Source organism: uncultured Flavobacterium sp. (assembly GCF_963925185.1).
In the GTDB taxonomy this organism is placed as follows: domain Bacteria; phylum Bacteroidota; class Bacteroidia; order Flavobacteriales; family Flavobacteriaceae; genus Flavobacterium.
This window is the reverse complement of the sequence record NZ_CAWURC010000001.1, coordinates 67,643-94,042: the sequence shown is the minus strand read 5'-3', so window position 1 is coordinate 94,042 and position 26,400 is coordinate 67,643. Positions and strand designations below refer to the sequence as shown.

The window sequence follows — 26,400 nt, the reverse complement described above, 5'->3', positions numbered from 1 at the left end:
GTTGAATCTTAGGGTTAGTTCCTCCTTAAAAATTCAACATTAAATATTTTTAATTCAATTCTATTAGATTCTTGCCGGCTCGACCCATTTAAAAATAAATGATTCTTGTGGAATAACCAACCTCTCTGAAATTCTTGCCATTCTTGCTGGTAATTTCATTAAATAATCTCTTGCTTTTTCGGCTTCGTCTGTTAATCCTGAAATCTTGTCGATTTGCCATTTTTCAATTAATTTCTGCATAATATCAACATAATCGCTGGCTGTGTAAACACCCATACGCTGTGCTGAATCTGAGAAATGTTCGAAAGCAGAACTTATTTTTTGTCCCGATTCCCTTAAAAAATGCGCTGGCATTACGATTTTTTGTTTCATCATATATTGGAACGCAAGCATCATTTCACTAGGGTCTAATTTAAAAATCTGATTAACAAATTCGCTGTAGGCGTGATGATGGCGCATTTCATCTCCTGCAATCATTTTGCACATTTTGGATAATTTGTTATCTCCATAATTTTTAGCCAATTGGGAAACCCTGTTGTGAGAAACATAAGTCGCTAATTCTTGGAAACTGGTGTACACAAAGTTTTTATATGGATCTCTACCGGTTCCAATATCGAATCCATCACTGATAAGGTACTGTGTCGTCATTTCGATTTCTCGCATATTCACACGACCTGATAAATACAAATATTTATTCAGTAGATCTCCGTGACGGTTTTCTTCACTGGTCCATTGGCGAATCCATTTTGACCATCCGTTTCTTTCAATATTATCTATGCCTTCTATTTCTATTAACCAGGATTCATAAGTGGGTAAAGCCTCCTCGGTGATTGTGTCGCCCACCATGGCAACCCAAAAATCATAGGGTAAATCTTTGGCTATTTCACGTAATTCTTTCACTTCTTCAAAAAAAGTGTCACTTTCTGAATTAGGCAAAAAATCAGACGGTTGCCAAATTTTCTCAACAGGTATTAAATATTGGTCAACATAACCGTTAACGTTCTTCTCCAAAAGTTGCATTACTTCTAATCGAATGTTTTTTATAGACATTGTATTTGTTTTAATTTTTAATTCCTTCTACCACTGCTTTTTCGACCTTTTGTGACAATTCTTCAAACGACAATTCTTTTACAGAAAGTGGTTTGTGAATGGTAAAGGTAAGGTGATTTCCCAAACCAAGTGGAAAAAAACCAAATCTAACCATTTTCCATGAATTATTGATACTTATTGGAACAACATAAGCCGATGGTGCATATTTACATAAAATTTTTAATCCACTTTGCGCGAATTCTTTTGGAACACCTGTTTTACTTCGGGTTCCTTCCGGAAAAATTACTGCTGATCGGGTATGTTTTTCGATATATTCAGACAATATTTTTATAGCTGGAATGGCTTGTTTGGGGTCTTTACGATCAATAAGAGCGGAACCGCCGTGGCGTAAATTATAGGAAACACTAGGGATTCCTTTTCCTAATTCTTTTTTGCTCACAAACTTGCAATGATAACGTCGCAAATACCAAATCATAGCAACAATGTCGTACAAACTTTGATGATTGGACACAAAAATAACCGGAACTCCTTTTGGAATTAATTCCCTGTTTTTGAAAGTGTAAGTCGTTCCCAAAACATTAGTACATCTCAATAAAAAAAAATTTAAATAATCAACGCTTTTTTTATGGGCTTGATAGCCAAAAACATTGAAACAAAACCACTGTGTCGGATGAAAAACAACCAACATAAGTCCGAAACACAAATAATAAATAACAGAAATAGGATACGAAATTAGCTTTTGCATCTTGAAAATTTAAGGTGCAAAAATAAGAAATATATCTTTAGCGGTATTTTAATCCCAAACAATAATGCTGTTTAGGGTTTAATTGTACCTTTGCTTATTAAAACCCCTGTTATTTTTAAAACCAAAATGAATTTCACTTATCCAAAAAACGAAAAGTTAAAAAGTAAAATCACGATAGATTTGCTTTTTTCTAAAGGTAAATCCGTGTCAAAATATCCTTTGAGACTGGTTTATGTGGAAAGCGATTATGGTATTCCCGAAGATTCTGGACAAAAAATAAAAATGGGTGTTTCGGTTTCCAAAAAAAAATTTAAGAATGCCGTGGATCGAAATTACTTCAAGAGGCTTTTAAGAGAGGCGTATCGATTAAACAAACATTTGCTTGTTAATACCCTTGACAAACCATATGCTATTATGTTTTTTTATCAAACCAAAGACCGATTATCTTATGAGCAAATCAACGCTAAAACCATTCAATTGTTTGAAAAATTTGTACTTCAAATAAAAAATGAGGAATAAGAATTTTGTCTCGCTGTCATAACTGATGGATAATTCTTAATTTAGTGGTTTATAATTAAACCCATTTATTTTTATGACATCCCTTTTTAAAAAAAAACACATCATTCCTTTTGTCGCATCGGCATTTTTATTTGTAGGCGTTAGTTTTAAAGATGATTTTTTTGAAATTGCAAAGCAAATAGAAATTTTCACCACGTTATTTAAGGAGCTGAATAAAAACTATGTGGACGAGACCAATCCTAGTGATTTAATGGATAAGGCCATCAAAGGAATGTTAGTTAGTCTTGATCCTTACACCGTTTATTTCAACGAGCAAGATGTCGTAAAATTTAAAATAAATAACACGGGTGAATATACCGGAATTGGAGCTTCAATTACTCGAAAGGACGATAAATTAATCATCAGAGAACCGTATAAAAATTTTCCTGCTGACAAAGCTGGGCTTAAAGCCGGTGATGAAATTATTCAAATAGGGGACGTACTTTTATCTGATTTTAAAGACGATGCGTCACAACTATTTCGGGGGGCGAAAAACACAAAAGTGGATGTTAAATACACGCGCCAAGGTAAAATAAATACCACCCAAATTGTACTTGATGAAGTCGCTATAAAATCGGTGCCCTTTTTTGGAAAAATTGACGCTAAAACCGGCTACATCGTTTTGTCGCGTTTCAACAACAAAGCGTCGCTCGAAACCAAGGAGGCATTGGAACAATTGAAAAGAGAAGGGGCAGAAAGAATAGTGCTCGATTTAAGAGGAAATCCTGGTGGACTTTTGAACGAGGCCGTTAATGTTTGTAATTTGTTTGTTCCAAAAAACGAAACAATCGTTACCACAAAATCAAAAATAGAGAAACACAACAGCACCTACAAAACCTCTAGAGACCCTATTGATACTGAGATTCCTCTTGTTATACTTGTGAATGGAAAAAGTGCTTCTGCATCAGAAATTGTTTCTGGAGCTTTGCAGGATTTAGATCGTGCGGTTATAATTGGCGGCCGAAGTTTTGGAAAGGGATTGGTTCAAAGGCCTGTGGAATTAACTTATGGAACGCAGTTAAAAGTGACGATTTCGCGTTATTACACGCCATCTGGAAGGTGTATTCAGGCTTTAGATTATACGCACAAAGACAAAAATGGTATCGCAACAAAAACCGAAGCTAAGAATTTCAACGCTTTTAAAACCCGAAAAGGAAGGGCTGTTTATGACGGTGGTGGCATTCAGCCAGACATAGAACTCGAGGAAACCAAGTTGAGTCCAATAACCGATGCTTTGATTAAAAACGATGGGATTTTTAATTATGCAACCACTTATTATTATAAAAACCCGAGTATAGGCAATCAAATTCCATTGTTTTCTGATGCTGGTTTTTTAGATTTTAAACAATTTTTAAAAGACCAGAAATTCTCTTTCGACACTGAAACTGAACTTGCCTTAAAAAACACTTTGGCAGTAGCTAAAAAAGAAAAAATAGACGAAAGTATTAACTCCGAATATCAAAATTTGTTAACTGCGCTCCAAAAAAGTGAAGACAAACTATTGGATAAAAACAAACAAGAAATCACAAATTTAATCGTGGACGAAATAATAAAACGTTATCAATACCAAGAAGGATTGTATCAATATTACCTACAAAAAAACTCAGAAATTAAGAAGGCGGTAGAGGTTTTGAATTCTGGGTCGGAGTATAAAGAGATTCTGAAAATGCAATAAAAATTACGTTTTTTTCATCTCAATATGAGGTATATCGTCTTCCAGGTACATTTCTCCGGTTTGAATAAATCCGTGACTTTCGTAGAATTTTTTTAGGTATAGTTGTGCTCCAATCGTTATTTTACTTTCGCCAAAACAAACCTTAATTCCGGAAATTGATTTTCTCATTAAGTCGTGACCCAATTTACGGTCGCGATAGTTTGCGTCTACAACAACCCTCCCAATGGAAGCGTTATCAAAACTAATTCCAGAATTTAAAAGCCTAGAATACGCCACTATTTTATCGTCGAATGTGCCAAAAAGATGAAAAGAAAGGTTGTCTTTGTCGTCCATATCTAAAAAAACACAATTTTGTTCGACCACAAAAATATTACTTCTTAATTTCAGGATGTCATACAATTCCTGTGGAGAAAGATCTTCAAAAGACTTTGTTTTCCATTGTAATTTCATGTTTCGGGGTTTTATTTTAAGATTTTAATTGATTTGATAATTGACTCTAATTCATGCATTAGATCCCGTTCTTCTCTAGAAGGCGAATAACAAAACCCTTCCAAAACCAAGATTCTGTTGTGTTCCTCGTCAACAATTGAATAATTAATGAAAGGTCCGGACATAAAGTCGTTTTTGAGTACCCAAGTACCCTTTGTTTCGTAGGATTCTTTTCCATCTAATTCTATTTTAGAAAAATAAGGCGCATATCCTTCTTCGGTAATCATTTTTGTATCAAGTTCAGTTCCTCTAATGTATAATTCTCCAACTGAATCTCGCATTTTGATAATATTGGCAATCAAATTTGAGTCTTTTTTAATGGAAGCTATTGGAACCTGATAAATCAAAAGGCTGGTGTTCCCGCTAACAATTTCTTTCTTTAACCAAATAAATTTATTTTTCTTAATCACATATGAATAACCGGAGGGCACTTTAAAAGATGCGTGAAAATCCATGGAAATAGCATTCGTGTTAAGAAGCGATTGATTGATAATTCTTTGGTTTTCGGTGATTTCCGTTTCCTTGATGATTTGAATTATTTTTGGGGTGTTCTTTTCGATAATTTTAAGAATCTCAGCGCCACTTTTTCCGGAAATATGAAATACGGTTTGAGGGGATGCGTATTGATCTTTCTTTATTTCAAATTTGTTTTTGTCTTCTTTTTTCACAACAATTATCGTCCGACTATCGGTCATAAAGCCCTCCATAAGTTTGACGGGATATTGATTTATGGTAAACAGAGGTTCTTCTTGTGGTAGTCCAATAACTGGTGATGCAAATTTATTTCGAATGCTATCGCCAATCTCACCATTCCATAACTGATCGTCAATAATTACCGAAATAATATTGATTTTTCCAGTGGTTTTTCTTTGTAAATTATCTTTTTTCTTGGCACAAGAAAAGAAGACAATCGAAATAAGTAGAAATAAAAAACGGGTCTTATTCATTATAAAACAATTGTAAAATAAACCCCAAATTTATAGAAGATTATTGTATTATCCGTTTATTTTTAGTTTCATTCCGGGTTTAAGTACTTCCCCACGAATATTGTTCCATTTTTTTATGTCGGATATGCTTACTCCGGGGTGTTTTTTGGCAATACTGTATAAAGAATCTCCTTTTTTTACGTAATAATCCGTAGTATTCTTTTTAGAAACGGATGCCAAATTTTCTTTTTTCTTGAACGTTTCTGCAGAAGTTTCACTTGTCGTTAGAACTTCTTTTTTTACCACAATCAAGCTGTTTCCTATAGATATATTGTTGTCGTGTAAGGTGTTCCATAGTTTCAAATCATCCATTGATACTCCGAATTTTTTAGAAATATTCCCCAAATCATCTCCTTTTTTAACTACATATTCCACGTTTTCTGTGATGGTTGTGGTTAATTCTTCTTTTATTTCTGGATTGTTTTTGGCAACCTGTAACGAGGCGCCTAGCTGAATATTTAAATCCGAAAGGCGGTTCCATTCCTTAATTTCTTCAACGGTAACATTGTGTTTCTTGGCGATGTTTCCTAAATTATCTCCTTTTTGAACTATATGATACGCTTTCGTGTAGGCCGACAATGTGTCGGTTTTATTCGATTTGTTGGTGGTTTCCTCTTTGAGTTTTTTTGATTCAGTGGAAGCGGTTTTTTGGTTTTCTGAAACGATTTCTAAAGAAGTTTTATTGGTTTTAGGTTCTTTTTTTATCGTTCTAACAACACTTTCGTTAGTGATGATTTTTAAACTTTTTCCATAGGAAATAGTATTGTTGCTCAGCTTATTCCATTTTTTTAAATCCACAACACTTACATCATATTTATTTGCAATTCCACCAAGATTGTCTCCGCGTCGTATTTTGTAATATTTTGTTCTTGGAATCGTAACGCTTTGTGTGATATAATTAATTGTGTCGTTTAAAACAATTGGTTTTGTAGCCCGAAAAGGTTTTTCGCGAAAGTCCATTTCATGTTGAACATAAGCATAAATTCGATCTTCATTAGAAGTAAAAACAGCTGTTTTGTCTTTTGGCAACCTCAAAAAATGGTTTTTATCTTCGTAAAACGGAATCACATTCACTTTATACGACGGGTTCAATAATTGCAATTGTGCCACCGGAACATCAATCAAATCTGAAATTTGTTTGAATGAAATTTGCTTTTTGATCATAATTGTATCGGTGGAAAAATGATTTACTATGGCTCTATCTGGATGAATTCCGTGTTCGTTGTGGTATTCGAAAATGTACATTGTGGCAAGAAAAGCGGGAACATAGCTTTGGGTTTCTTTGGGAAGAAATTTTCTAATATTCCAGAAGTTTTGTTGTCCTCCAGAACGCCGGATCGCTTTTGTGACATTTCCTGGACCTGAATTATACGATGCCAATACTAATTCCCAGTCTCCAAAAATCGCATACATGTTTGTCATGTATTGTGCCGCTGCCTCGCTGGATTTTAGAGGGTCGCTACGTTCATCAACATAAGAATCAACATTTAATTTGTATTGCTTTCCTGTTTGATACATAAATTGCCAAAGACCCGTTGCGCCCATTCTAGACACTGCTTTTGGGTTTAACGCCGATTCAACAATAGCTAAATATTTTATCTCTAAGGGCACATTTTGTTTGGCCAAAGCCTCTTCAAACATTGGAAAATAATACTCCGAAACCCCCATCAATCGTTCAAAAGATTTTTTTCTGTTTTTAAGAAACGACTTGATTATATTTTCAAGTCCTTGGTTGTATTCGATGTGAAAAGGCGATTTTGCATCCATTGCCTTTAGTCTTGCTTTTAACAATTCGGAAGACAATTCATAGTCTATCTTTTCATCAATATTAATAGCTTGAATGTCGCCTGAAAAATCATTGTATAAGTCCAGATTTGTCAAGTCTTTTAACCAAAGACTGTCCACGCGAGAAGCCATGTCATATTTAGTAAAGGAGTTTTTGACAGAATCTAAATAGGATAATCTCGGTTCTGTTCTTGCAACTTCTTGTGAAAACAACTGAATAGACAATAATAATAAAAACGATAAAATGGGGTTTTTTGCAATCATAATTTTTAATCAATAGGCTATGTTCTATACGGTTATACAACCGTTCTTGGTAAACTTAACACATTACAACTAAAATTTAATTTAAATGTTATTAAAAATATCTTTTTTATTCTAAAATTGCTGCAATTCCCGGTAATATCCTACCTTCAAGCATTTCGAGCATTGCGCCACCTCCGGTGGAAACATAACTTACTTTTTCTTCAAATCCGAATTGTTTTACTGCCGCTACTGAATCTCCTCCGCCCACAAGAGAAAATGCTCCGTTTGCGGTTGCTTCGGCAATAAAGTTACCTAGTTGTATGGTGCCGTTGGCAAAACTTTCCATTTCGAAAACCCCTAAAGGGCCGTTCCAAAGAATTGTCTTTGATTCTAAAATCACTTTTTTGAAGTTTTCTAATGATTTTGGACCCGCATCCAAACCTTGCCACCCATCAGGAATTTCTCTTACATCTACAATTTTAGTGTTGGCTGAATTTGAAAAATCATCCGCCGCAACAACATCTACCGGAATGTGAATTTGAACTCCTTTTTCTTTAGCCAATCTTAAAATTTCCAATGCCAATTCTTGTTTGTCATCTTCGCAAATAGATTCGCCTATTTTTCCGCCTAGCGCTTTTACAAAAGTAAAAGTCATTCCTCCTCCAATAATCATGTGGTCTACTTTGTCAAGAATGTTTTCGATAACTGTGATTTTAGAAGATACTTTCGAACCTCCAAGAACCGCTGTAACGGGTTTTTTAGAATCCCTTAAAACCTTGTTCAAGCTTTCGATTTCTTTTGCCAATAATAGTCCGAAGCATTTTTTATTTGGGGAAAACTGTGCGATTATTGTTGTGGAGGAGTGCGCTCTGTGGGCTGTTCCAAAAGCATCATTTACATAAATGTCTCCAAGTGACGCTAATTCTTTTGCAAAAGCAACATCTCCTGCTTCTTCTTCATTATGAAAACGTAAATTTTCTAACAGCAAAACACTTCCAGATTTTAAATTTTGGCAAGCTTTTTTTGTTTCTTCACCAACACAATTTGCGGCAAATTGAACTGGTATTCCAAGTATTTCTGAAACTTTATTTAAAATATGTTTCAAAGAGTATTTTTCTTCAACACCAGAAGGTCTTCCTAAATGCGACATCAAAATCACACTTCCACCATCGGCAAGAATTTTGTCAATTGTGGGTTTTGCTGCTTCGATTCGGGTAGTGTCGGTTACGTTAAAATTTTCGTCTAAAGGTACATTAAAATCAACTCTAATTATGGCTTTTTTATTTTTAAAATCAAAATCATTTATGGTTTTCATTGATGTTTTTTTTTTAGTTTTTTTTGAAAGAAAAGCAAATATAGGACTTTTATTTAATCGATAAATTCTAAAATGGCAAAACAAGGTTTGATTGAATAACGCAATCGTTGTAAATTTAGTAAAGAAATTGTTTTTTGCTTTTTTATCCAATAAAAGCAGAATTGAACCCTGAAAATAATGGCAAAACTATAAAAAAAATTGAAATCCTGATTTTCTAAAACTTTACAAATGAAATTTAGAGAATCGACCATTTTCTTCTATATTTGCCTTATGCAGTTTTCAGAAATTTTAGGACAGGATCACATCAAAAATCACTTGACACAAAGTGCTGGTTTGGGTAGAATTCCTCATGCACAATTATTTATTGGTCCAGAAGGAAGTGGCACTTTACCAATGGCGATTGCTTATGCTCAATACATTTTATGCAGCAATCAAAATGGCGAAAATACTGGTTTTAATGAAGCTTGTAATTTAAAATTTCAGAGGATTTCACATCCCGATTTGCATTTCGTTTTTCCTACAGTAAGCACTGAAGATGTTAAAACTAAACCAAAAAGTATTGATTTCATTGCTGATTGGCGCTTGTTTATTGCCGAAAATCCTTACGGGGGTTTGTTCGATTGGTATTCTGTTTTGGGGGTTCAAAACAAACAAGGTGAAATTAGAGTCGATGATGCTCAAGAGGTTTTAAAATCATTAGCTTTAAAATCATACGAAGGAGGTTATAAAATTATGATTGTTTGGATGGCTGATAAAATGAACATATCTGCTTCCAATAAATTACTAAAACTGCTCGAAGAACCACCAGAAAAAACGGTTTTTATTTTAATTTCGGAAAACGAAGAAGACATCATTCAAACGATTCGTTCTCGTTGTCAGGTGTTGCATTTTATTGGATTGAGCGAAAACGTCGTTGCCGAGGCTTTGGTTTCTCATGAACAAATAGAACCAAAACAAGCCGCTAAAATTGCGCAACAAGCGCAAGGAAATTACAATAAAGCCTTGCATTTGTTAAAGCACGATAGCGACGAATTTCCGTTCGAACAATGGTTCGTGGTTTGGGTTCGTGCGGCTTTCAAGGCCAAAGGAAATCCTGCTGTTATTGCGGATTTAATTCATTGGAGTGAACAAATTGCTGCTTTGGGAAGAGAAACCCAAAAAAAGTTTTTGCAATATTGCATTGATGTTTTCCGTCAAGGTTTAATGCAAAATTATGAGGCAAAAGATTTGGTTTATTTTGAGCCCAGTGCTGATTTTAAATTTAAAAGTTTTGCGCCTTTTGTCAACGGAAACAACATTAAAGAAATATTCCAGGAATTGTCCGATGCTATTTACCATATTGAACGCAATGGAAACGCCAAAATAATCTTGACCGATTTATCTATAAAACTCACCCGTTTAATCCACAAAAAATAGACTTATGAATAACGCTGCACCGTTTTTAATTTTGATTTTTTTAGCCATCACTTTTATACAATCAGGCTATGACAAACTTTTTCATTGGAAAGATAATCTCGATTGGCTAAAGGGGCATTTTGCTAAAACTCATCTCAAAAACCTGGTCCACTTAGCTTTGTTGAACATCCTAGTTTTAGAATTAATTTCAGGGATAGTTTGTGTCGTTGGTTGCGTCGAATTATTGGTTAGCAATGGAAGAACCTTTGGGTTATATGGAGCTGTTTTTTCTTGCATCACTTTATTGATGTTGCTTTTCGGACAACGGTTAGCTAAAGATTATGATGGTGCCAGAACGATCGTTATATATTTTATTCCAGCAGTTATGGCGGTGTATTGGTTAAATTAGAAAAAAAATTGAGCATAAAATTTACATAAAAAATGACTTCAAAACATCCTTCAGAATCTTTGACCATATTAACCGATTTGGTCTTGCCCAGTGAAACCAATCAGTTAAATAATCTTTTTGGGGGCGAATTGTTAGCCCGAATGGATCGTGCCGCAAGCATTGCTGCCGGTAGACATTCCTGCAGGGTTGGCGTTACCGCTTCTGTAAATCATGTGGCGTTCAATAAAACGATTCCGCTGGGAAGTGTTGTGATTGTTGAGGCAAAAGTATCGAGAGCGTTCAAGACTTCGATGGAAATTTACATTGATGTTTGGGTCGAAGACCGACTTTCGGGAGAAAGAACCAAGGCCAACGAAGCTATTTACACTTTTGTTGCGGTAGATGAAACAGGGAAACCGGTTGAGGTTCCTGCAATAATTCCAGAAACTGAACTAGAAATTCAACGTTACGATGCCGCTTTGAGAAGAAAACAATTGAGTTTGCTACTTGCAGGAAAAATAAAACCGGAAGAAGCTACGGAATTGAAGGCGTTGTTTGTGTGAAACACATTCCTTTTTCTATTAGCTTTATAATAATTAAGAAAAAAAATCCTGTTGAAACTTCCAAAAAAAGAAGTATTTTTACAAAAAGAGAAACACAAAATATAAAATGAAAGAAAAGATGAGTTCAGAGAAAGAAGCCAAATTAAAAGCACTACAACTTACCCTTGACAAACTAGATAAAACCTACGGAAAAGGTACGGTTATGAAAATGGGGGATAAAGCCGTTGAGGAGGTAGAAACTATTTCGTCTGGGTCTTTGGGAATCGATTTAGCCTTGGGAGTTGGCGGATACCCAAGAGGAAGGGTGATCGAAATATACGGTCCGGAATCTTCCGGGAAAACAACCTTGACGTTGCACGCCATTGCCGAAGCTCAAAAAGCCGGGGGAATCGCTGCTTTTATAGATGCTGAACACGCTTTTGATAGAAATTATGCCGAAAAATTAGGTGTTGACATCGAAAACCTAATCATATCGCAACCTGATAATGGGGAACAGGCATTAGAAATTGCCGAGAATTTAATTCGTTCTGGCGCGATTGATATTGTCGTGATTGACTCAGTTGCCGCTTTGACTCCAAAAAGTGAAATCGAAGGCGAAATGGGTGATTCTAAAATGGGATTACATGCTCGTTTGATGTCTCAAGCCTTGAGAAAACTAACGGGAACTATTAGCAAAACCAATTGTACGGTTTTCTTCATCAACCAGTTGAGAGAGAAAATTGGCGTAATGTTTGGAAATCCAGAAACCACAACAGGTGGGAATGCGTTGAAGTTTTATGCTTCAGTTCGTTTGGATATTCGTCGTTCTACACAAATAAAAGATGGAGATAACGTACTTGGGAACAGAACCAAAGTGAAAGTCGTAAAAAACAAAGTGGCACCACCTTTCAAAATCGCCGAATTTGATATTATGTATGGAGAAGGAATATCGAAGACTGGTGAAATCTTGGATTTGGCCGTTGAATTTGAAATCATCAAAAAAGCGGGTTCTTGGTTTAGTTATGGTGAAACCAAATTAGGACAAGGGCGTGATGCGGTGAAAGCTTTAATCAAAGACAATCCTGAATTAGCCGATGAATTAGAGGCCAAAATCAAGGCTTTGATAAAAGAAAAAAATGCTTAAAATTAGAAAAGAGTCCCGCTTAGCAGGACTCTTTTTTGTTTCTTTTTATGGGACTATATTAACTCCTTGTAAATTAATTTCCAAGAGTGATCCCGAATTTCATTAACATCTGATTTTGTTTTATCATTAGTTTCTAAAAAAGGTAGCGTTTTTACTCGTAAAAGTCCTGGTTTACCACTAAAAATAGTGTATGAATATCGTTTTTTATTGTCTAAAAAAGCTATTGGCACAATTGTTAAATGGTGCTCAATCGCTAAACGAAAAGCTCCATTTTTAAACTCATCTAACACTATAGATTCGTCTTCAGGGACTTTTCCTTCTGGAAAAATACATATACTTAAACCTTGATTGATTCTTTTTCGAGCGCTTTCAAAAACTTTCCCCCTGCTTCGAGAACACCCCCTATCAACCAAAATACAAGTTCGTTTGTAGAACAATCCGAATAGTGGTATTTTCGATAATTCCTTTTTTCCAACAAAAACAAAAGGCTTTCGTGTTGTGACCAGCATCAGCATAATGTCGACCATCGAAGTGTGATTGGCAACAAACATGTAGCTTTTGTTCTCTTCTAGTTCTTGTCCTTTATCTATTTTGTAATAAAATCCCATTCCGAAAAGTATAACCTTCGACCAAATTCTAGCCATTTTAAAAAAGTATGGATAGCCGCTATCTGTCAAAATAGAAGCCACCAAAAAGGGGAACATAATAATAATAGGTATGGCCATTAAAATGTAAAACCAAACGCGCCAAACCAACCAAAAAATAATTTTAATTCCTCTCATAGAGTCCAAATTTACTTTTTTAACCGAAATATTGTGTTTTATTTTATCAAAATTCTTAAATAATATCATTTCAACGAAGGAGAAATCACATAACAAGAGAGTTGGTGTGATTTCTCCTTCGTCGAAATGACAAAAATAATATCTCAAAAAAAAGTAATACCGTGCTAATTATTTATAAAAGCATTAAATTTGAAAACTTATTTAAGTATAAATTACAATGGCAAAAATACTCACGGGCGTTCAAAGCACTGGAACGCCACATTTAGGAAACTTACTTGGCGCAATCATTCCCGCAATTGAATTGTCGAATCATTCCGAAAACGAATCATTCCTTTTTATTGCCGATTTGCATTCGATAACCCAAATAAAAGACGGAAAAACATTAAGAGAAAATACGTATAGCACGGCTGCGGCTTGGCTTGCTTGTGGATTAGATGTAAATAAGGTGGTTTTTTACCGTCAATCCGATGTGCCACAAACAGCGGAGTTATCTTGGTATTTGAGCTGTTTTTTTCCTTTCCAACGCTTGACATTAGCGCATTCGTTCAAAGACAAAGCCGACAGATTAGAAGATGTCAATGCGGGGTTGTTTTCCTATCCAATGCTTATGGCTGCCGACATTCTATTGTACAACGCCCAATTTGTTCCTGTCGGCAAAGATCAATTGCAACACCTTGAAATCACGCGCGATGTGGCTTCTCGTTTCAATCACCAAATGGGAGAAACTTTTGTGATTCCTGAAGCTAAAATTCAGAAAGACACCATGTATGTTCCAGGAACTAATGGTGGAAAAATGAGTAAATCAGCTAATAATTTCATTAATATATTCTTGGATGACAAAAACCTGCACAAACAAATAATGAGTATAGAAACCGATAGCACACCGCTTGAAGATCCAAAAAGCCCAGATACTTGTAATGCTTTTGCTATTTATTCCTTATTGGCTACGCAAGTACAAATAGAAGTAATGAGGGCTAATTATCAAGGTGGAAATTACGGTTACGGTCACGCTAAACAAGCCTTGTTTGAATTGATTGTCGAAAAATTTAAAACCGAAAGAGAGAAATACAATTACTATATCAACCACCTCGCCGAAATAGACGCCTTGTTAAAAACCGGCGCCGAAAAAGCAGGCGTTGTTGCTAATGGTGTTTTGGGAAGAGTAAGAGAAAAATTGGGGTTTGAGTAATTAAAGATTTATATCGCTTCAAATAATTTTCCTGGTAATGGCCTAATCACACCTTTGAGTTCCATATTCAGGAGCATTCCTGAGATTTTATAAATAGGAAAGTCACATCGAAGGGCGATAATATCCATCAATTCTTTTCCTGTTTTTAAAAGGTAATCATATACTTTTTGTTCATCTGGTTCGAGTGTGACAAACAACTGTTTTTGCACTGGTTTTGTTTTACTTTCAATATCCCAATTCAGGATATAAACCAAATCAGCAGCACTGGTGAGTAGGTTCGCTTTTTGGGTTTTTATTAAATTGTTGCAGCCTTGACTGTATTTGTCCGTTGTTCTTCCCGGAACAGCAAAAACATCGCGATTGTAATCATTAGCTATATTTGCGGTGATTAGAGAACCGCCCCTATCAGCAGATTCGATGACAATCGTGGCTTCGGAAATTCCTGCGACAATGCGGTTTCTGCGTACAAAATTTTCTTTGTCTGGATTGGATGAGCTCCAAAATTCAGTCATAAAACCACCATTTTGTTCTACTTTGGCAACATATTTCTTATGTGTTTTAGGGTAAATTTGGTTTAAGCCGTGTGCCACAACGCCTAGGGTTTGCAAGTTGTGTTCCATCGCTAATTGATGGGCGAAAATATCGACACCATAGGCAAAACCACTTACGATTACGGGGTCAAGCGGTGCAATATCTTCAATCAACTTTCGGCAAAAATCCATTCCATAAGAAGTGATTTGTCGCGTTCCAACAATGCTGATTATTTTTTTGTTTTTCAAGTCGATGTTTCCTGATGAAAATAACAAAACTGGTCCGTCGATGCAATGTTTCAATCGTTCTGGATAATTATCGTCTAGAAAACAATCCACTTTAATTTCGTTTGTTTTTATAAATTCGAGTTCTTGTTCTGCTTTTTCAAAGATAGATTTACTCTTTAAGTTTTTTATTAATACAGATCCAACTCCATCAATTCCAGCAAGTTGATGTGATTTAGTTTCGAAAACTGACGCTACGTTTCCACAATGATTTATCAATTTTTTGGCTATAATATCACCAACGCCCTCTACTTGTTGCAACGCCAAAAAATAAAATAACTCTTGCTCCGTCATACTAATCGTTTGAGGTTGAAATGTATAAAAATTTATGCAGATTGTTAATAAAAATTGTGAATAAAATTTTGATAACTATTTTCAATGTGTAACTTTGTAACTATGAACATTGAACCATACATCGCGCAACTTTTATACCGTTACCAATGTGTAACCGTTCCGGGATTCGGGGCTTTTTTGACCGAAATTCAATCGGCTCAGTTAATTGGAAGTTCCAATTCGTTTTTTCCTCCAAAGAAAATGATTTCTTTCAATGCGTATCTAAAAAACAACGATGGATTATTGGCCAATCATATTGCGCAAGCGGAAAAAACATCTTATGAATATGCCGTCAGCGCAATTCAATACGAGGTTTTCAATTGGAAAAAAGCGCTACAGGAAAATGGATTGTTCTCCATAAAAAACGTGGGGAGTTTTTCGCTTAACGCTGATAAAAATTTAATTTTTACGCCTTACGAACAAACTAATTATTTGACCAATTCTTTTGGATTAAGCGCCTTTGTTTCGCCAAAAGTGAAAAGAGAACTATTCGAACAAAAAATTGAAGCTCTTGAAGAAAATGAAGTAATTGTCTTGGCCCCTGAAAGAAGAAGAACGGGTGTGTATTTAAAATATGCCGCAATTTTTGTTTTAGGATTGGGTGTTACAGGAGCTATTGGTTATCCTGTTTATCAACAACAAATTGCGAACGAAACAGTTCTTGTTGAAACTGCTGTTCAAAAACAAGTGCAAGATAAAATTCAAGAGGCCACTTTCTTTATTAAAAATCCAATCCCTGCGGTTACACTTACGGTGAAAGAGGAAAAAATGTCCTATCATATTATGGCAGGTGCTTTTAGAGAGGAAAAAAATGCTCAAAGATCTTTCGAAAAATTGTCGGATTTAGGTTATAAAGCAAGGAGGATTCCACAAAACAAATACGGTTTATACCCCGTTCTTTACGGAAGTTACGCTACTTATACTGAAGCCCAAAAAGCAAAACAAGAAATTCAAAAAACAGTCAACCCCGATGCGTGGATTTTGATAGAACCCTTGTAAACCCAAAAAAACCTATTCGAATCGAATATTTTTTTTTTTGGTTTAAAAAGTTTTTTTGTATTAAATATTCAAGCTTGCCTTAAACATTTTCAATTCGTCCCAAGTGAATTTTTCGCCATATTGTTCCTTTAAACCGTTTAGGGTTTCTTCTTTGTAGCCTCTGAAAGCTTTTTCCAGTTCCAGGATTTTATCTTCGGGCAAAACGGCAGTGATTGCGATGGTTCCGGATTCAATGAGTTTGGCAATATGAGTTCCTATAGTTTGAGATGTGAGTTTTCTAATGGTTGCAATTTCCTTAATCGTGTTCTTTTCGAGCCACAATTCATAGGTTTCCTGAACGGTTGGTTTCTTAGGTTCTTTGGGGTGTGTTTTTGTTTTTGTGTATCTTTCCAAGTCGGCCTCATCTTCGATTAAAGTTATGTTTACGGCCTTAAATTCTTCTTGGATAATTTTTAACTTGTTAATTTTGTAATATTTAACTTCATCCGAAAACAGCCTTTCTTTCGAAATTGTTTCTCCATTTACGACAGTTTCTATCAATAATTTGGCTTTCATTAATCGCAAAACGGACTTGATTTGCATCTCTTCGAGCACAACTAATTCTTCATAAAAGGCCTTTACTTTTTTGATGCGTTTTACTTCTTCCATTTTCCAAAGGATTTCAAAAACCAAATTGTCCATTGGCAACAAAAAATAATTGACCGCAGCTTCTATTCGCTCTAAAACGTGATTCAAATCTACAGATTCTTGGCTAAAAAGTTTGTTTAATTGCAGGATGAATTTCCTAGATGGATCCAAAAGGGATTCGATTGCTTCGGATTGTTTTCGCGCCCAAACAGCGTGTTTCGATTTCTCGGAACCATCGCCTTTCGCGTCATAACTAAATTTATGGTTGCGCCATTCTTGTGCCAAATCACTCCAATCGAAACTGCTATTGAGAAAGTTTTGTATAAAATTTCTGGTTTCTAATTGTAATGAATGCTCTAAAACTTCTTCCGATGCTTTGTTAAGCGAATAATCCATCACGTCTTGATCATTCGAAATGCCATTCATTCGCAACGGAGAAAGTAAAATTAAGCCATTTAACGAGCGCAAACGCGACAATGCCACGTATGCCTGTCCGGGAAGGAAAACCTGCGAAACGTCGAGTGCTGCTTTGTCAAAAGTCAGACCTTGGCTTTTGTGAACCGTTATTGCCCAGGCGAGTTTTATTGGATAATGGACGAATGTTCCTGAGACTTCTTCCTCGATTTCCTTGGTGTTTTCATCCACTTTATACCGGATGTTTTGCCATTCATATCTTTCGACTTCGATAGTTTTATTTTCTTCGGGAAAATGTATAAGTATTTCCTGGCTCGAAAGCGATTGTATAAATCCTATTTTTCCGTTGAAATATTTTTTATCGAACGATAAGTCGTTTTTTACAAACATCACTTGCGCGCCCACTTTAAGTTTTAAATGTTCTTCAACAGGATATATCTTATCCGGGAAATCGCCCACAATTTCGGGTTTATAGGTTACTAATTTCCCTTCTAAATCTTCCAAAGCTTGTGCATTCATAGCATCAGCTTTTGCATTGTGCGTGGTCAAAGTGATGTATCCTTTATTGGTTTTCAAATCAAAATCAGGTTTTACATATTGATTCAAGTTTTGAATGTCTATCGCAGAAATTTGATTGTTCCTGAGGTTGTTCAAAATCGAAATAAAAGCATTATCGGTTTGACGAAAAATCTTGGACAATTCAATATATAAAGGTGGATTTTGCTGTATAACGTGTGAGTGAAAAAAGAATTTTCCTTTGTAATACGTTTTTAAAGTGCGCCATTCTTCATCCCGAATCACGGGCGGTAATTGCAATAAATCTCCAATAAATAAAACTTGAACTCCTCCAAAAGGAGTGCTTTTTCTGCGAACGGTTTGCATCATAAAATCCATTGCATCCAATAAGTCTGCGCGAAGCATACTCACTTCATCAATGATGAGCAATTCCATATTTCGAATAACAGATTTCTTTAAACCACTCATTTTCAAGTGTCTGCGCAAGGTGGCTTTGGTTTCAAATTTGATGTTTTCTGAAAAATGGGGAGCGGAATTGTCGGGAATGAATCCGCCGAAAGGCAACTGAAACATCGAGTGAATCGTTACGCCGCCAGCATTTAATGCCGCAATTCCTGTTGGCGCTACAACAACTGTGTTTTTGTGTGTGGTTTGAATAATTTCTCTAAGAAGCGTTGTTTTTCCGGTTCCAGCTTTTCCGGTTAGAAAAATAGAGCGATGCGTTTGATTGACAAATTGCAAGGTGTAAGCGGCGACTTCGGAAATAGTTTGCATTTGGCGTGTAAATTAAAAGCTAAAATATTGTTTTAAAGTTGATATAACAAAAAATGCCACGCAATTGCGTGACATTTAATATACTAATTGTACAAAATTATTTTTTTACCTCTTCTTTTGCAACAGGAGCTTTGTACTTGTCATTCAGCAATTTGATAATTTCTTTCGTGATATCAAATTTGTCTTCTGAATATAAAATAGTTGCATTAGAATCTCCTGTTCCATAAATGTATGCATACCCTTTTTCTTTTCCGTAAGCTTTGATGGTTTTTTTAACTCCAGAAACCAAACTGTCCATTTCTGTTCCACCTTCTTGTTGCAATTGTTGAGAAAGGGCTTGTTGGGCTTGGCCTAATTGTTGCTCTCTTCTTTGCAATTCCGCTCCTTTTTGTTGTGCCCAAGCTTGCCCGTTTGCTTGTGCTTGTGCTTGAAAGTTTGAAGCTTCTTGTTTGAATCTATCAATTTCGGCTTCAAGTTGCCTTCCTTTTTCTTCCCCTTTCGCTTTATATTTAGCATCAAGATCTTTGGTGGCTGTATATTCTTTCATTAAAACAGAAGTGTCTACATAGGCTGTTTTTGCTTCCTTAACTTCTGCTGTTTTGTTACAAGAAACAATTGAAATTGAAAGCGCAATAATTAATAACGATTTTTTCATTTTGGTGATTTTCTAATTTTTAAAGTGTTGACAACAAAAATATAAAAAAAAAAGTAGCATTGACCAAAAGTGAAGAAAATACAAAAATATTTTAAATATAGGATTTCACTATCGAAACTAAAAAAACCATAAGTGTTTATTATTTAGATTGGATTCGTTAGGCTTCAAATAAGGCGCCCCAAGAAAAAACCAATAAAAACCACCCAAACCTAACAAAACTTTTGTTTAAAGCGGCTTAAAATTGATTTAGGTGTTTTTAAGGAGGTAAATGTGAGAAGAATATTCGAAATTTTTCTTTGCTGAAAGATTTGATTGTAAACCAATAAAAAAAGCTTTAATAAAATTCATTTTTCCGGATTTGTATTTTTCGGAAAGTAGGCTCACGTAAAAAGAGTCAAACTTCATTGGCAGGACTTTTTCCAATTTCATTTCTTCTTTTTCGAAAAGTAATTTTATGGCTGTTTTCGAAAAATGCCAAAAATGAATGGGCACATCATAAGCTGCCCAAAATTTTCCATAATGTTTTGCGTCAAAAGATTTGAAATTGGGAACAGCAATAATCAATGTTCCTGTTGGTTTTAACAATCGCTTCAGTTCTTTAATTTGTTTGTCTAAATCTGGAACATGTTCCAAAACGTGCCACATCGAAATCACATCAAAGGAATTGTTTTCTAATACTGCTGTTTTATCAACGAACGAAACTCCTTTGTTTATCGCAATTGCTTTTGCTTTTTCGCTTGGTTCCACCCCTATTGTTTGCCAACCACCCTTTTTTGCTGCCGATAAAAAATCGCCCGTTCCTGCTCCAATATCTAATATTTTGCCTTTATCAGGTTGAAGCGAGTTTATTAAATCGAGTTTGTTGTTTAAGGCTATAGTTTTTATAAAATGGTATAGTTTTTCAAACAACGAACGTTTGCTGTCTGTGTGCGAAATGTAATCAACGCTTTCGTAATACTTGCCTAAATCCTCTATACTTGGTTGTGGAAAAGTGATTAACATATCCAACACTTCGTCTTGATACAAGTCGAAAGTTTCCTTAGAAACCGAATAGTCTTTTACGGTAAGAAAATATTTTTTGTTTAAAATGTCCATGTTTTAGTATTCAGTATTCAGTCGCAGTTTACGACTGAACCTCTTATTATATAGGGTTAATCTTATTTTGTTTCACGTGGAACACTGTCGAAATATTGTTTTTCTAATTACTGAACACTTCGACTGCGAACTAATTACCTCCCCATATAAATCAGCAATACAGAAACGTCGCTTGGAGAAACGCCGCTAATTCTCGATGCTTGAGAAATCGTGACTGGTCGAATCTTGCTTAATTTCTGTTTGGCTTCAATCGACATTGATTTTATCTTGTTGTAATCGAAATTTTCAGGGATTTTAACGTCTTCTAATCGGGTTAGTTTGTTGGCGTTATTTCTTTCTTTTTCGATATAACCTGAATACTTCACTTGAATTTCGGCTTGTTCCAATATTTCTTGATCCAAATCATTTTCCGCAACATATGAAGCTACTTTTTCGAATTTGATAATATCTTCCAAATCAATTTGCGGGCGGGAAAACACTTTGAACATTTTATCTCCTTGAGTAATCAAGGCGGTGTTTTTTGATTCCAAAATAGGATTTGCTTCAGCTACAGAAACACTGGTTTCTTTAAAAAAAGCGACCATTTTTTCAGATTCGTTCAACTTATGTTCCATTCTGCGAAGACGTTTTTCGGACGCTAAACCAATTTCGTAAGACATTGGCGTTAGTCTAAAATCGGCATTGTCTTGCCTCAATAACGTTCTGAATTCGGCACGAGAAGTAAACATTCTGTATGGTTCTTCGGTTCCTTTCGTAATCAAATCATCAATAAGAACTCCAATATAAGCTTCATCTCTTTTTAAAATTAACGGTGCTTTTTCCTGGACTTTTAAGGCTGCATTTATTCCAGCCATCAATCCTTGGGAAGCCGCTTCTTCGTAGCCAGTGGTTCCGTTTATTTGTCCGGCAAAATACAACCCTTCGATTAACTTCGTTTCAAGTGTGTGTTTTAACTGTGTTGGTGGAAAATAATCGTATTCGATGGCGTATCCAGGACGGAAAAATTTCACTTTTTCGAAACCAACAACCGAACGCAAAGCCTTGAATTGAATGTCTTCGGGAAGTGATGTAGAAAACCCATTAACATAAACTTCGACGGTATTCCAGCCCTCGGGCTCTACAAACAATTGATGCCTTTCCTTGTCGGCAAAACGATTAATCTTGTCTTCAATGGAGGGACAATATCTCGGTCCAATGCTTTTTATACGGCCGTTAAACATAGGTGAACGATCAAAACCCTCCTTTAAAATATTGTGAACTTCAAGAGAAGTGTATGTCATATGACAGGACTTCTGATGAAGAAGAGGTTTGGTTATGTCTGAATATGAAAATTTATCCGGTTTGGCATCCCCTTTTTCCTCATTCATTCTTGAATAATCTAAAGATCTTCCATCTACCCTTGGAGGGGTTCCTGTTTTCATTCTACCTGCTTGAAAGCCCGCATTGACTAAATCTTCGGTAATGCCAAAGGCGGCGCTTTCGCCTGCCCTGCCGCCACCAAATTGTTTTTCACCAATATGTATCAATCCATTCAAGAAAGTTCCATTGGTTAAAACAACCGATTTAGCTTTAATTTCAACTCCAAGCGAAGTTCGGATACCTTTGATTTTTCCGTTTTCGATAATCAATCCTTTCACCATTTCTTGATAAAAATCTAGATTTGGCGTTCTTTCCAACATCAATCTCCATTCTTCAGCAAAACGCATACGGTCACTTTGAACCCTTGGCGACCACATTGCAGGGCCTTTTGACTTGTTCAGCATCTTGAATTGAATCGCCGTATTGTCAGAAACAATTCCGGAATATCCTCCAAGCGCATCAATTTCTCTCACGATTTGCCCTTTTGCAATTCCTCCCATAGCAGGATTGCAAGACATTTGCGCAATGTTTTGCAGGCTCATTGTGACCAACAAGGTTTTTGATCCTAAATTCGCTGCTGCAGCGGCGGCTTCGGAACCAGCGTGCCCTGCACCAACAACAATTACATCATATTCATCTTCAAACATTTTTCTTCTTTATAATGATTCTACTATTTAGCAATAGTGAAATAGTGCTTACTGATATTTCGCATGAAACAACCTAAAATTATTTTTGTTCCACGTGAAACAAAGCTAACTTTTCATCTTCTTTTTTTCTCATTAAAAGCTCATCTGCTTCGGTTTTATCTTTATAGCCACAGTAGTGTAAAACCCCGTGAACCAAGACCCTTTTGAGTTCGTTGTCGAAAGGAACGTCGAAATCGACAGCATTGTCTTTTACCCTTTCGATGGAAATAAAAATATCCCCATTTATTTCGTTTCCAACGCTATAATCAAAACTAATAATATCAGTTAATGTGTCGTGACCAAGATGCTCTAGATTGATTTTATGCAAGTAGTCATCGTTGCAAAATATGTAGTTAATCTCCCCTTCTTTCTTGTTTTCTGACAAGATAACATTTGATAGCCATTGTGTAATGGTTTCTTCGTTCTCAAGAATGAAATCTGTTTCGTAATTAAAGTGTGTCATTTTGTGTTGAAATATTCCTGAACTTTTTGATTGAAATTCGAGCGCAAAGGTAAGGATTGTCTATTTAATATTTCAATACTGTTTAAATAATCCAATAAGTTGGACGGAAGGGCTTTTGATGGATTGTTAAACATCTTTTTATTGGTTTCGGATTGACGTTTGTTTTCTTGACCTTGTTGTTGCATAGCATTATTGAGTTTTAAAAGTTCTTGTTTGACGTTGAGTATCTTTTGGAGAGTCTCGTTTTTAAACCCTTTGTTTAATAATTGTTTTTCTACTTGCTTCATCTGCTCTAAAGTGTTTTGACCGTTTCCGCCAATTCCCCGTTTTTCCAATTCGTTTTGTAAAGCCTCCCGCAATTGTTTTTGGTCTTTGTAAATTTCCATAATGGCTTTTGCATCTCCTTCTCCGTCCTCTCTGTTTTCACCTTCTTTACCTTCTCCCGGTTTTTGTCCTTTTTTTATACCATTCTGTATCTTCTTAGCTAATCCTTCCTGCTTTTTAATGATATCCGGCAATTGCATTCCATCTCCTTGTCCGGGTTTTGGCTTTCCTGGTCCCATACTCGACATAGACATTTGCATATTGTTTAAAATCTCGGCCAAAAAATTTGCCAATTTATTTGATGATGACACCACATATTGCTGATGGGAAACTCCTTTTGGAATTTGGGCTTCGGCCAAATTTTCTAAGGATTTATCTAGATTATATTGGGTGTTTCCTAACTCTTTTGTGATGTTTTCTCCAAGTTTTGGGTTGCGTAAAGACATCGCAAACAAACTGTCATCAATATGTTTAAACTGAAGTTTTAAATCTTGTTGAAGCTTTAAATTTTTATTAAAAGCGGGTGAGCCCGTTTGAAAACTTTTGAATTTATCCATTAGCTCTTCCTGAGAAAACGAAAAAGCAAGCAAATTATCTAGAATTTGACGCAACATTGCAACGTCTTCTTCAAGTTGTTCCTTCTCACCACCCTCCATGCTTTGCTCCATTTTTTGGGCCATTTGTTTCATTTTCTTGGAGGCGCTTTTCTGTTTGGGTTTCGCATTTACTTTCTTGTCTTTCTGTAATTCTTCGGTAGCTTTGTTTAAATCCTCGTCAATTTTTTTTTCTTGTTCTTTGTCAATTCCAACATCCAACGGATTTTTTAGTTCCTTATTTTCTTTATCCAAATCTTTTAGTTCTTCTTGTATTTTATCAAATTCCTTATTTATTTCTTCTTGGTTTTCGATGTTATTTTCTTGGTCTTTGTTTGATAATTTTTCTTGCTTGTCTGAAAGTTTGTCGAGTTTGTCTTTGAGTTGTTCGGCTTTTTTCTGGACATAATATTTCTTGGTCAGTTCAACCAACTGTTCTAAACTCTTGGCTTGATTTTTTGCGTTCTGTTTAAACTTCTCCATTTTGTCCATCAAATCTTCTTGCTTGATTTTATCATTTAGTTCTTTTAGTTCGTCCAATAATTTTTTGTTTTTTTCCAAATCCTTATCAACATTGTCGAGCCTTATTTGCAAATCTTCTTTGAATTCGTCTTTTTTATCCGATTTTAATTTATCCATGTTGTCTTTCATTTTTTCCGCAAACCTTTTCATTAATTGATCTTGCTGTTTTTGACGTTTTAAGAAATCGTCTATCTTTTGACGGTCCTTGAATTCGAGATTTTCTTTTTCTTTGTTGGAATTTTGAAGTTTTTCTAAATCAGAGATTTGTTTGTCTTGGTTTTTCAATGATTTTTCTAATCTATTAACATTGTTGTTTTGTTCTTGCAAATCTTGGTCTTGCTTTTCTTCATCTGTTGCAATTCGATTAGAGAAAACGGAAGATTTAGTGCTTTTAAAATGATGAATGGCGTCGTTGTCGAAAACCTCGAAATAATATTCATAGGAAACCCCTTGCTCAATGAATAGATTACCGGGAAAAGCGAAAATAAATTGGTCGAACACCTCCTTCTTAACGTTAATCGTTCCTCGCTTGAGTGTTTCGGGTTTGTTTTTAGGGTAATAAACAATTTGGAGCTTAGAAAGTCCATAGTCATCCGAAATTTGTCCTAAAACAATACTTTTGTCAACTTTTAAACTGTCGGGAGCTTTATTTACAATGATTGTCGGAAACTGGTCTTTAATTATCGAAATTTGATAATTCAATTTTTCATAATTTATTACTTTCACATTCGAAGTAAGAATTTGATATTCTGTGTTTTGAGAAATGTTTTTAGCAAAAGTGAAGTTGTTTTCCGATTTTAAAAAAGGGAAATTGGAGGTTAAATCTTTCCATTCTACATTTTGAGTTGCTAAGGTGTTGATTTTCCAAATAACACGAGTTCCCTCTGGAATAATGGCATTACCATTTCCTTTTATAATTTCTGCCTTTCTGTTCAAATAGGATGGAAAATTCAACCGCATTTCAAAGTTGGTGATTGATGGCACAGCCAACACATCTAATTCATATTCAGAAGATGAAACCGCATTGGCCTCAATGTGAAACAAAACATTTGATGTTGGTTTTTCAATTTTAAATTGAAATTCTCCCGCTTTTGTAGTTTCCATAAAATAACTTTCGTCTCCAATAAAAATCATCGCGTTTTCGGGAATCACTTTTCCTTCGGTCTTTACCAGAATGATAAAATCCTTGTTTTGTTCCGTTTGCAAATCCTTGCTCAAAACAATAAATTTAAAAGGAGCTGGCCGTATAAATTGTTCTTGAAAATGTACCACCCTATTTAAGCTTTGTAAAATTATTTTGCTGTTTCCTGACAAATAAAAGAGCAAGAAAAAAAGAATTGGAAAAATCACAAGTGGTAAATACCTTCTGTTTTTATTAAAATTAATGGCATTGCCAAATGGTATTCGTTGCAATGCGTTCGCTTTTTGTTCTATGGAAGCCAATAATAATTCCGATTGGTTTTTGTCATTCGACAATTGAAGGAAATTCGTGAGTTTGTCGCTTACTTCCCAAAAATGATTGCCAATAATTTTCGACACATCTTTGAAATCAATTCCCTTTTTAAGTTGGAACAATTGGAACATTGGAAACAAAATAAACCGAAATAAAAGGAAGGTTTCAACACTAACAAAGGCCCAAAACAAGAATGTTCTTCCTGTTGGTTTAAGCCAAAGAACATATTCTACAAAAAGTGTAAACAGGAAATACAACAAACCTAAACCAATAAAGAAAATAATCCCCCTGATGAGTTCGTTTATGTAAAACTTTTTAATGAAAAGCTCTAATTTTTGATAAATAAAATTTGACGTTTCCAAAATTTATAATTTGTGTTTAAAGAACTGCTAAAAGTACTAATTTATCTTAATTAGAAAAAGTTAAAATAAATCAAACTTATATAGTTGGTGAATTAAAAATGATTTGGTAATTTTATAAAAATCT

Annotated in this window: 22 protein-coding genes; 8 read left to right on the top strand and 14 right to left on the bottom strand. The window is 35.2% G+C overall.

The features are described from left to right. Positions 1 to 63: 63 nt before the first annotated feature. Together AABM59_RS00415 and AABM59_RS00410 are read right to left on the bottom strand one after the other, a co-directional pair. A complete protein-coding gene (locus AABM59_RS00415) occupies positions 64 to 1,050 on the bottom strand; it encodes an acyl-ACP desaturase (protein ID WP_338407000.1) in 987 nt (328 codons plus the stop codon). A gap of 10 nt (positions 1,051 to 1,060) precedes the next feature. Beyond that, entirely contained in the window at positions 1,061 to 1,795 is a 735-nt protein-coding gene (locus AABM59_RS00410) for a lysophospholipid acyltransferase family protein (RefSeq protein WP_338406999.1), read from the bottom strand. Between the two features lie 126 nt (positions 1,796 to 1,921). Here AABM59_RS00410 and rnpA point away from each other — a divergent pair, with 126 nt between their 5' ends. Then, on the top strand, positions 1,922 to 2,314 hold the full coding sequence (gene rnpA, locus AABM59_RS00405; RefSeq protein WP_338406998.1) for a ribonuclease P protein component: 393 nt from the start codon (positions 1,922 to 1,924) through the stop codon (positions 2,312 to 2,314). Between the two features lie 73 nt (positions 2,315 to 2,387). Beyond that, positions 2,388 to 4,028 carry a S41 family peptidase gene (locus AABM59_RS00400; RefSeq protein WP_338406997.1) on the top strand — a complete coding sequence of 547 codons (1,641 nt, stop codon included), beginning with the start codon at positions 2,388 to 2,390 and terminating at the stop codon, positions 4,026 to 4,028. Between the two features lie 3 nt (positions 4,029 to 4,031). Here the strand turns inward: AABM59_RS00400 and AABM59_RS00395 are convergent, their stop codons facing one another. The 4 genes from AABM59_RS00395 to AABM59_RS00380 all read right to left on the bottom strand — a co-directional run bounded on the left by AABM59_RS00395 (position 4,032) and on the right by AABM59_RS00380 (position 8,846). After that, a complete protein-coding gene (locus tag AABM59_RS00395) occupies positions 4,032 to 4,478 on the bottom strand; it encodes a GNAT family N-acetyltransferase (RefSeq protein ID WP_338406996.1) in 447 nt (148 codons plus the stop codon). An 11-nt stretch (positions 4,479 to 4,489) separates the two neighbouring features. Continuing rightward, the gene (locus AABM59_RS00390; RefSeq protein WP_338406995.1) at positions 4,490 to 5,464 is read right to left on the bottom strand and encodes a DUF4837 family protein; all 975 of its coding nucleotides are present in this window, start codon (positions 5,462 to 5,464) and stop codon (positions 4,490 to 4,492) included. Positions 5,465 to 5,512: 48 nt separating this feature from the next. Further along, on the bottom strand, positions 5,513 to 7,552 hold the full coding sequence (locus tag AABM59_RS00385; RefSeq protein ID WP_338406994.1) for a LysM peptidoglycan-binding domain-containing protein: 2,040 nt from the start codon (positions 7,550 to 7,552) through the stop codon (positions 5,513 to 5,515). Positions 7,553 to 7,658: 106 nt separating this feature from the next. Further along, positions 7,659 to 8,846: a phosphoglycerate kinase gene (locus AABM59_RS00380; protein WP_338406993.1), complete on the bottom strand. Its 1,188-nt coding sequence runs from the start codon at positions 8,844 to 8,846 to the stop codon at positions 7,659 to 7,661. Between the two features lie 270 nt (positions 8,847 to 9,116). Here AABM59_RS00380 and AABM59_RS00375 point away from each other — a divergent pair, with 270 nt between their 5' ends. From AABM59_RS00375 to recA, 4 genes are all read left to right on the top strand, one after another. Beyond that, on the top strand, positions 9,117 to 10,262 hold the full coding sequence (locus AABM59_RS00375) for a DNA polymerase III subunit delta' (protein WP_338407083.1): 1,146 nt from the start codon (positions 9,117 to 9,119) through the stop codon (positions 10,260 to 10,262). Positions 10,263 to 10,266: 4 nt separating this feature from the next. After that, positions 10,267 to 10,650, top strand: a complete 384-nt coding sequence (locus AABM59_RS00370; RefSeq protein WP_338406992.1) for a DoxX family membrane protein — start codon at positions 10,267 to 10,269, stop codon at positions 10,648 to 10,650. Between the two features lie 32 nt (positions 10,651 to 10,682). Continuing rightward, positions 10,683 to 11,192 carry an acyl-CoA thioesterase gene (locus tag AABM59_RS00365; RefSeq protein WP_338406991.1) on the top strand — a complete coding sequence of 170 codons (510 nt, stop codon included), beginning with the start codon at positions 10,683 to 10,685 and terminating at the stop codon, positions 11,190 to 11,192. Between the two features lie 118 nt (positions 11,193 to 11,310). Further along, a complete protein-coding gene (recA, locus tag AABM59_RS00360) occupies positions 11,311 to 12,315 on the top strand; it encodes a recombinase RecA (RefSeq protein WP_338407082.1) in 1,005 nt (334 codons plus the stop codon). A 53-nt stretch (positions 12,316 to 12,368) separates the two neighbouring features. Here the strand turns inward: recA and AABM59_RS00355 are convergent, their stop codons facing one another. Then, a complete protein-coding gene (locus AABM59_RS00355) occupies positions 12,369 to 13,097 on the bottom strand; it encodes a lysophospholipid acyltransferase family protein (RefSeq protein ID WP_338406990.1) in 729 nt (242 codons plus the stop codon). 217 nt (positions 13,098 to 13,314) lie between these two features. Between AABM59_RS00355 and trpS the strand changes: the two genes are divergently transcribed. Then, positions 13,315 to 14,286: a tryptophan--tRNA ligase gene (trpS, locus tag AABM59_RS00350; RefSeq protein ID WP_338406989.1), complete on the top strand. Its 972-nt coding sequence runs from the start codon at positions 13,315 to 13,317 to the stop codon at positions 14,284 to 14,286. 8 nt (positions 14,287 to 14,294) lie between these two features. Here trpS and dprA read toward each other — a convergent pair whose 3' ends face one another. Beyond that, entirely contained in the window at positions 14,295 to 15,395 is a 1,101-nt protein-coding gene (gene dprA, locus AABM59_RS00345; RefSeq protein ID WP_338406988.1) for a DNA-processing protein DprA, read from the bottom strand. Positions 15,396 to 15,497: 102 nt separating this feature from the next. On the opposite strand from dprA, the gene AABM59_RS00340 reads away from it, so the two are divergent. Further along, the gene (locus AABM59_RS00340; RefSeq protein WP_338406987.1) at positions 15,498 to 16,433 is read left to right on the top strand and encodes an SPOR domain-containing protein; all 936 of its coding nucleotides are present in this window, start codon (positions 15,498 to 15,500) and stop codon (positions 16,431 to 16,433) included. Positions 16,434 to 16,493: 60 nt separating this feature from the next. Here the strand turns inward: AABM59_RS00340 and AABM59_RS00335 are convergent, their stop codons facing one another. The 6 genes from AABM59_RS00335 to AABM59_RS00310 form a co-directional block, all read right to left on the bottom strand. Next, a complete protein-coding gene (locus tag AABM59_RS00335; RefSeq protein ID WP_338406986.1) occupies positions 16,494 to 18,764 on the bottom strand; it encodes a helix-turn-helix domain-containing protein in 2,271 nt (756 codons plus the stop codon). Between the two features lie 97 nt (positions 18,765 to 18,861). Beyond that, a complete protein-coding gene (locus AABM59_RS00330; RefSeq protein ID WP_338406985.1) occupies positions 18,862 to 19,419 on the bottom strand; it encodes an OmpH family outer membrane protein in 558 nt (185 codons plus the stop codon). A 246-nt stretch (positions 19,420 to 19,665) separates the two neighbouring features. After that, positions 19,666 to 20,514, bottom strand: a complete 849-nt coding sequence (locus AABM59_RS00325) for a class I SAM-dependent methyltransferase (RefSeq protein WP_338406984.1) — start codon at positions 20,512 to 20,514, stop codon at positions 19,666 to 19,668. Positions 20,515 to 20,648: 134 nt separating this feature from the next. Then, on the bottom strand, positions 20,649 to 22,520 hold the full coding sequence (gene mnmG / locus AABM59_RS00320; RefSeq protein ID WP_338406983.1) for a tRNA uridine-5-carboxymethylaminomethyl(34) synthesis enzyme MnmG: 1,872 nt from the start codon (positions 22,518 to 22,520) through the stop codon (positions 20,649 to 20,651). Between the two features lie 79 nt (positions 22,521 to 22,599). Next, positions 22,600 to 23,022, bottom strand: a complete 423-nt coding sequence (gene ybeY, locus AABM59_RS00315) for an rRNA maturation RNase YbeY (protein WP_338406982.1) — start codon at positions 23,020 to 23,022, stop codon at positions 22,600 to 22,602. Then, positions 23,019 to 26,276 carry a hypothetical protein gene (locus AABM59_RS00310; protein WP_338406981.1) on the bottom strand — a complete coding sequence of 1,086 codons (3,258 nt, stop codon included), beginning with the start codon at positions 26,274 to 26,276 and terminating at the stop codon, positions 23,019 to 23,021. Before AABM59_RS00310 ends, ybeY begins: the two co-directional genes overlap by 4 nt. Positions 26,277 to 26,400 lie beyond the last annotated feature (124 nt).

What these genes read in the sequence shown, in the direction of transcription:
- rnpA (WP_338406998.1), top strand. Translation starts at nt 1,922, where the DNA reads ATGAATTTCACTTATCCAAAAAACGAAAAGTTAAAAAGTAAAATCACG.
- AABM59_RS00390 (WP_338406995.1), bottom strand. Translation starts at nt 5,464, where the DNA reads ATGAATAAGACCCGTTTTTTATTTCTACTTATTTCGATTGTCTTCTTT.
- recA (WP_338407082.1), top strand. Translation starts at nt 11,311, where the DNA reads ATGAGTTCAGAGAAAGAAGCCAAATTAAAAGCACTACAACTTACCCTT.
- AABM59_RS00335 (WP_338406986.1), bottom strand. Translation starts at nt 18,764, where the DNA reads ATGCAAACTATTTCCGAAGTCGCCGCTTACACCTTGCAATTTGTCAAT.
- AABM59_RS00415 (WP_338407000.1), bottom strand. Translation starts at nt 1,050, where the DNA reads ATGTCTATAAAAAACATTCGATTAGAAGTAATGCAACTTTTGGAGAAG.
- AABM59_RS00325 (WP_338406984.1), bottom strand. Translation starts at nt 20,514, where the DNA reads ATGGACATTTTAAACAAAAAATATTTTCTTACCGTAAAAGACTATTCG.
- AABM59_RS00395 (WP_338406996.1), bottom strand. Translation starts at nt 4,478, where the DNA reads ATGAAATTACAATGGAAAACAAAGTCTTTTGAAGATCTTTCTCCACAG.
- AABM59_RS00355 (WP_338406990.1), bottom strand. Translation starts at nt 13,097, where the DNA reads ATGAGAGGAATTAAAATTATTTTTTGGTTGGTTTGGCGCGTTTGGTTT.
- AABM59_RS00330 (WP_338406985.1), bottom strand. Translation starts at nt 19,419, where the DNA reads ATGAAAAAATCGTTATTAATTATTGCGCTTTCAATTTCAATTGTTTCT.
- AABM59_RS00370 (WP_338406992.1), top strand. Translation starts at nt 10,267, where the DNA reads ATGAATAACGCTGCACCGTTTTTAATTTTGATTTTTTTAGCCATCACT.
- AABM59_RS00400 (WP_338406997.1), top strand. Translation starts at nt 2,388, where the DNA reads ATGACATCCCTTTTTAAAAAAAAACACATCATTCCTTTTGTCGCATCG.
- AABM59_RS00365 (WP_338406991.1), top strand. Translation starts at nt 10,683, where the DNA reads ATGACTTCAAAACATCCTTCAGAATCTTTGACCATATTAACCGATTTG.
- AABM59_RS00385 (WP_338406994.1), bottom strand. Translation starts at nt 7,552, where the DNA reads ATGATTGCAAAAAACCCCATTTTATCGTTTTTATTATTATTGTCTATT.
- dprA (WP_338406988.1), bottom strand. Translation starts at nt 15,395, where the DNA reads ATGACGGAGCAAGAGTTATTTTATTTTTTGGCGTTGCAACAAGTAGAG.
- mnmG (WP_338406983.1), bottom strand. Translation starts at nt 22,520, where the DNA reads ATGTTTGAAGATGAATATGATGTAATTGTTGTTGGTGCAGGGCACGCT.
- trpS (WP_338406989.1), top strand. Translation starts at nt 13,315, where the DNA reads ATGGCAAAAATACTCACGGGCGTTCAAAGCACTGGAACGCCACATTTA.
- AABM59_RS00410 (WP_338406999.1), bottom strand. Translation starts at nt 1,795, where the DNA reads ATGCAAAAGCTAATTTCGTATCCTATTTCTGTTATTTATTATTTGTGT.
- AABM59_RS00375 (WP_338407083.1), top strand. Translation starts at nt 9,117, where the DNA reads ATGCAGTTTTCAGAAATTTTAGGACAGGATCACATCAAAAATCACTTG.
- AABM59_RS00380 (WP_338406993.1), bottom strand. Translation starts at nt 8,846, where the DNA reads ATGAAAACCATAAATGATTTTGATTTTAAAAATAAAAAAGCCATAATT.
- ybeY (WP_338406982.1), bottom strand. Translation starts at nt 23,022, where the DNA reads ATGACACACTTTAATTACGAAACAGATTTCATTCTTGAGAACGAAGAA.
- AABM59_RS00340 (WP_338406987.1), top strand. Translation starts at nt 15,498, where the DNA reads ATGAACATTGAACCATACATCGCGCAACTTTTATACCGTTACCAATGT.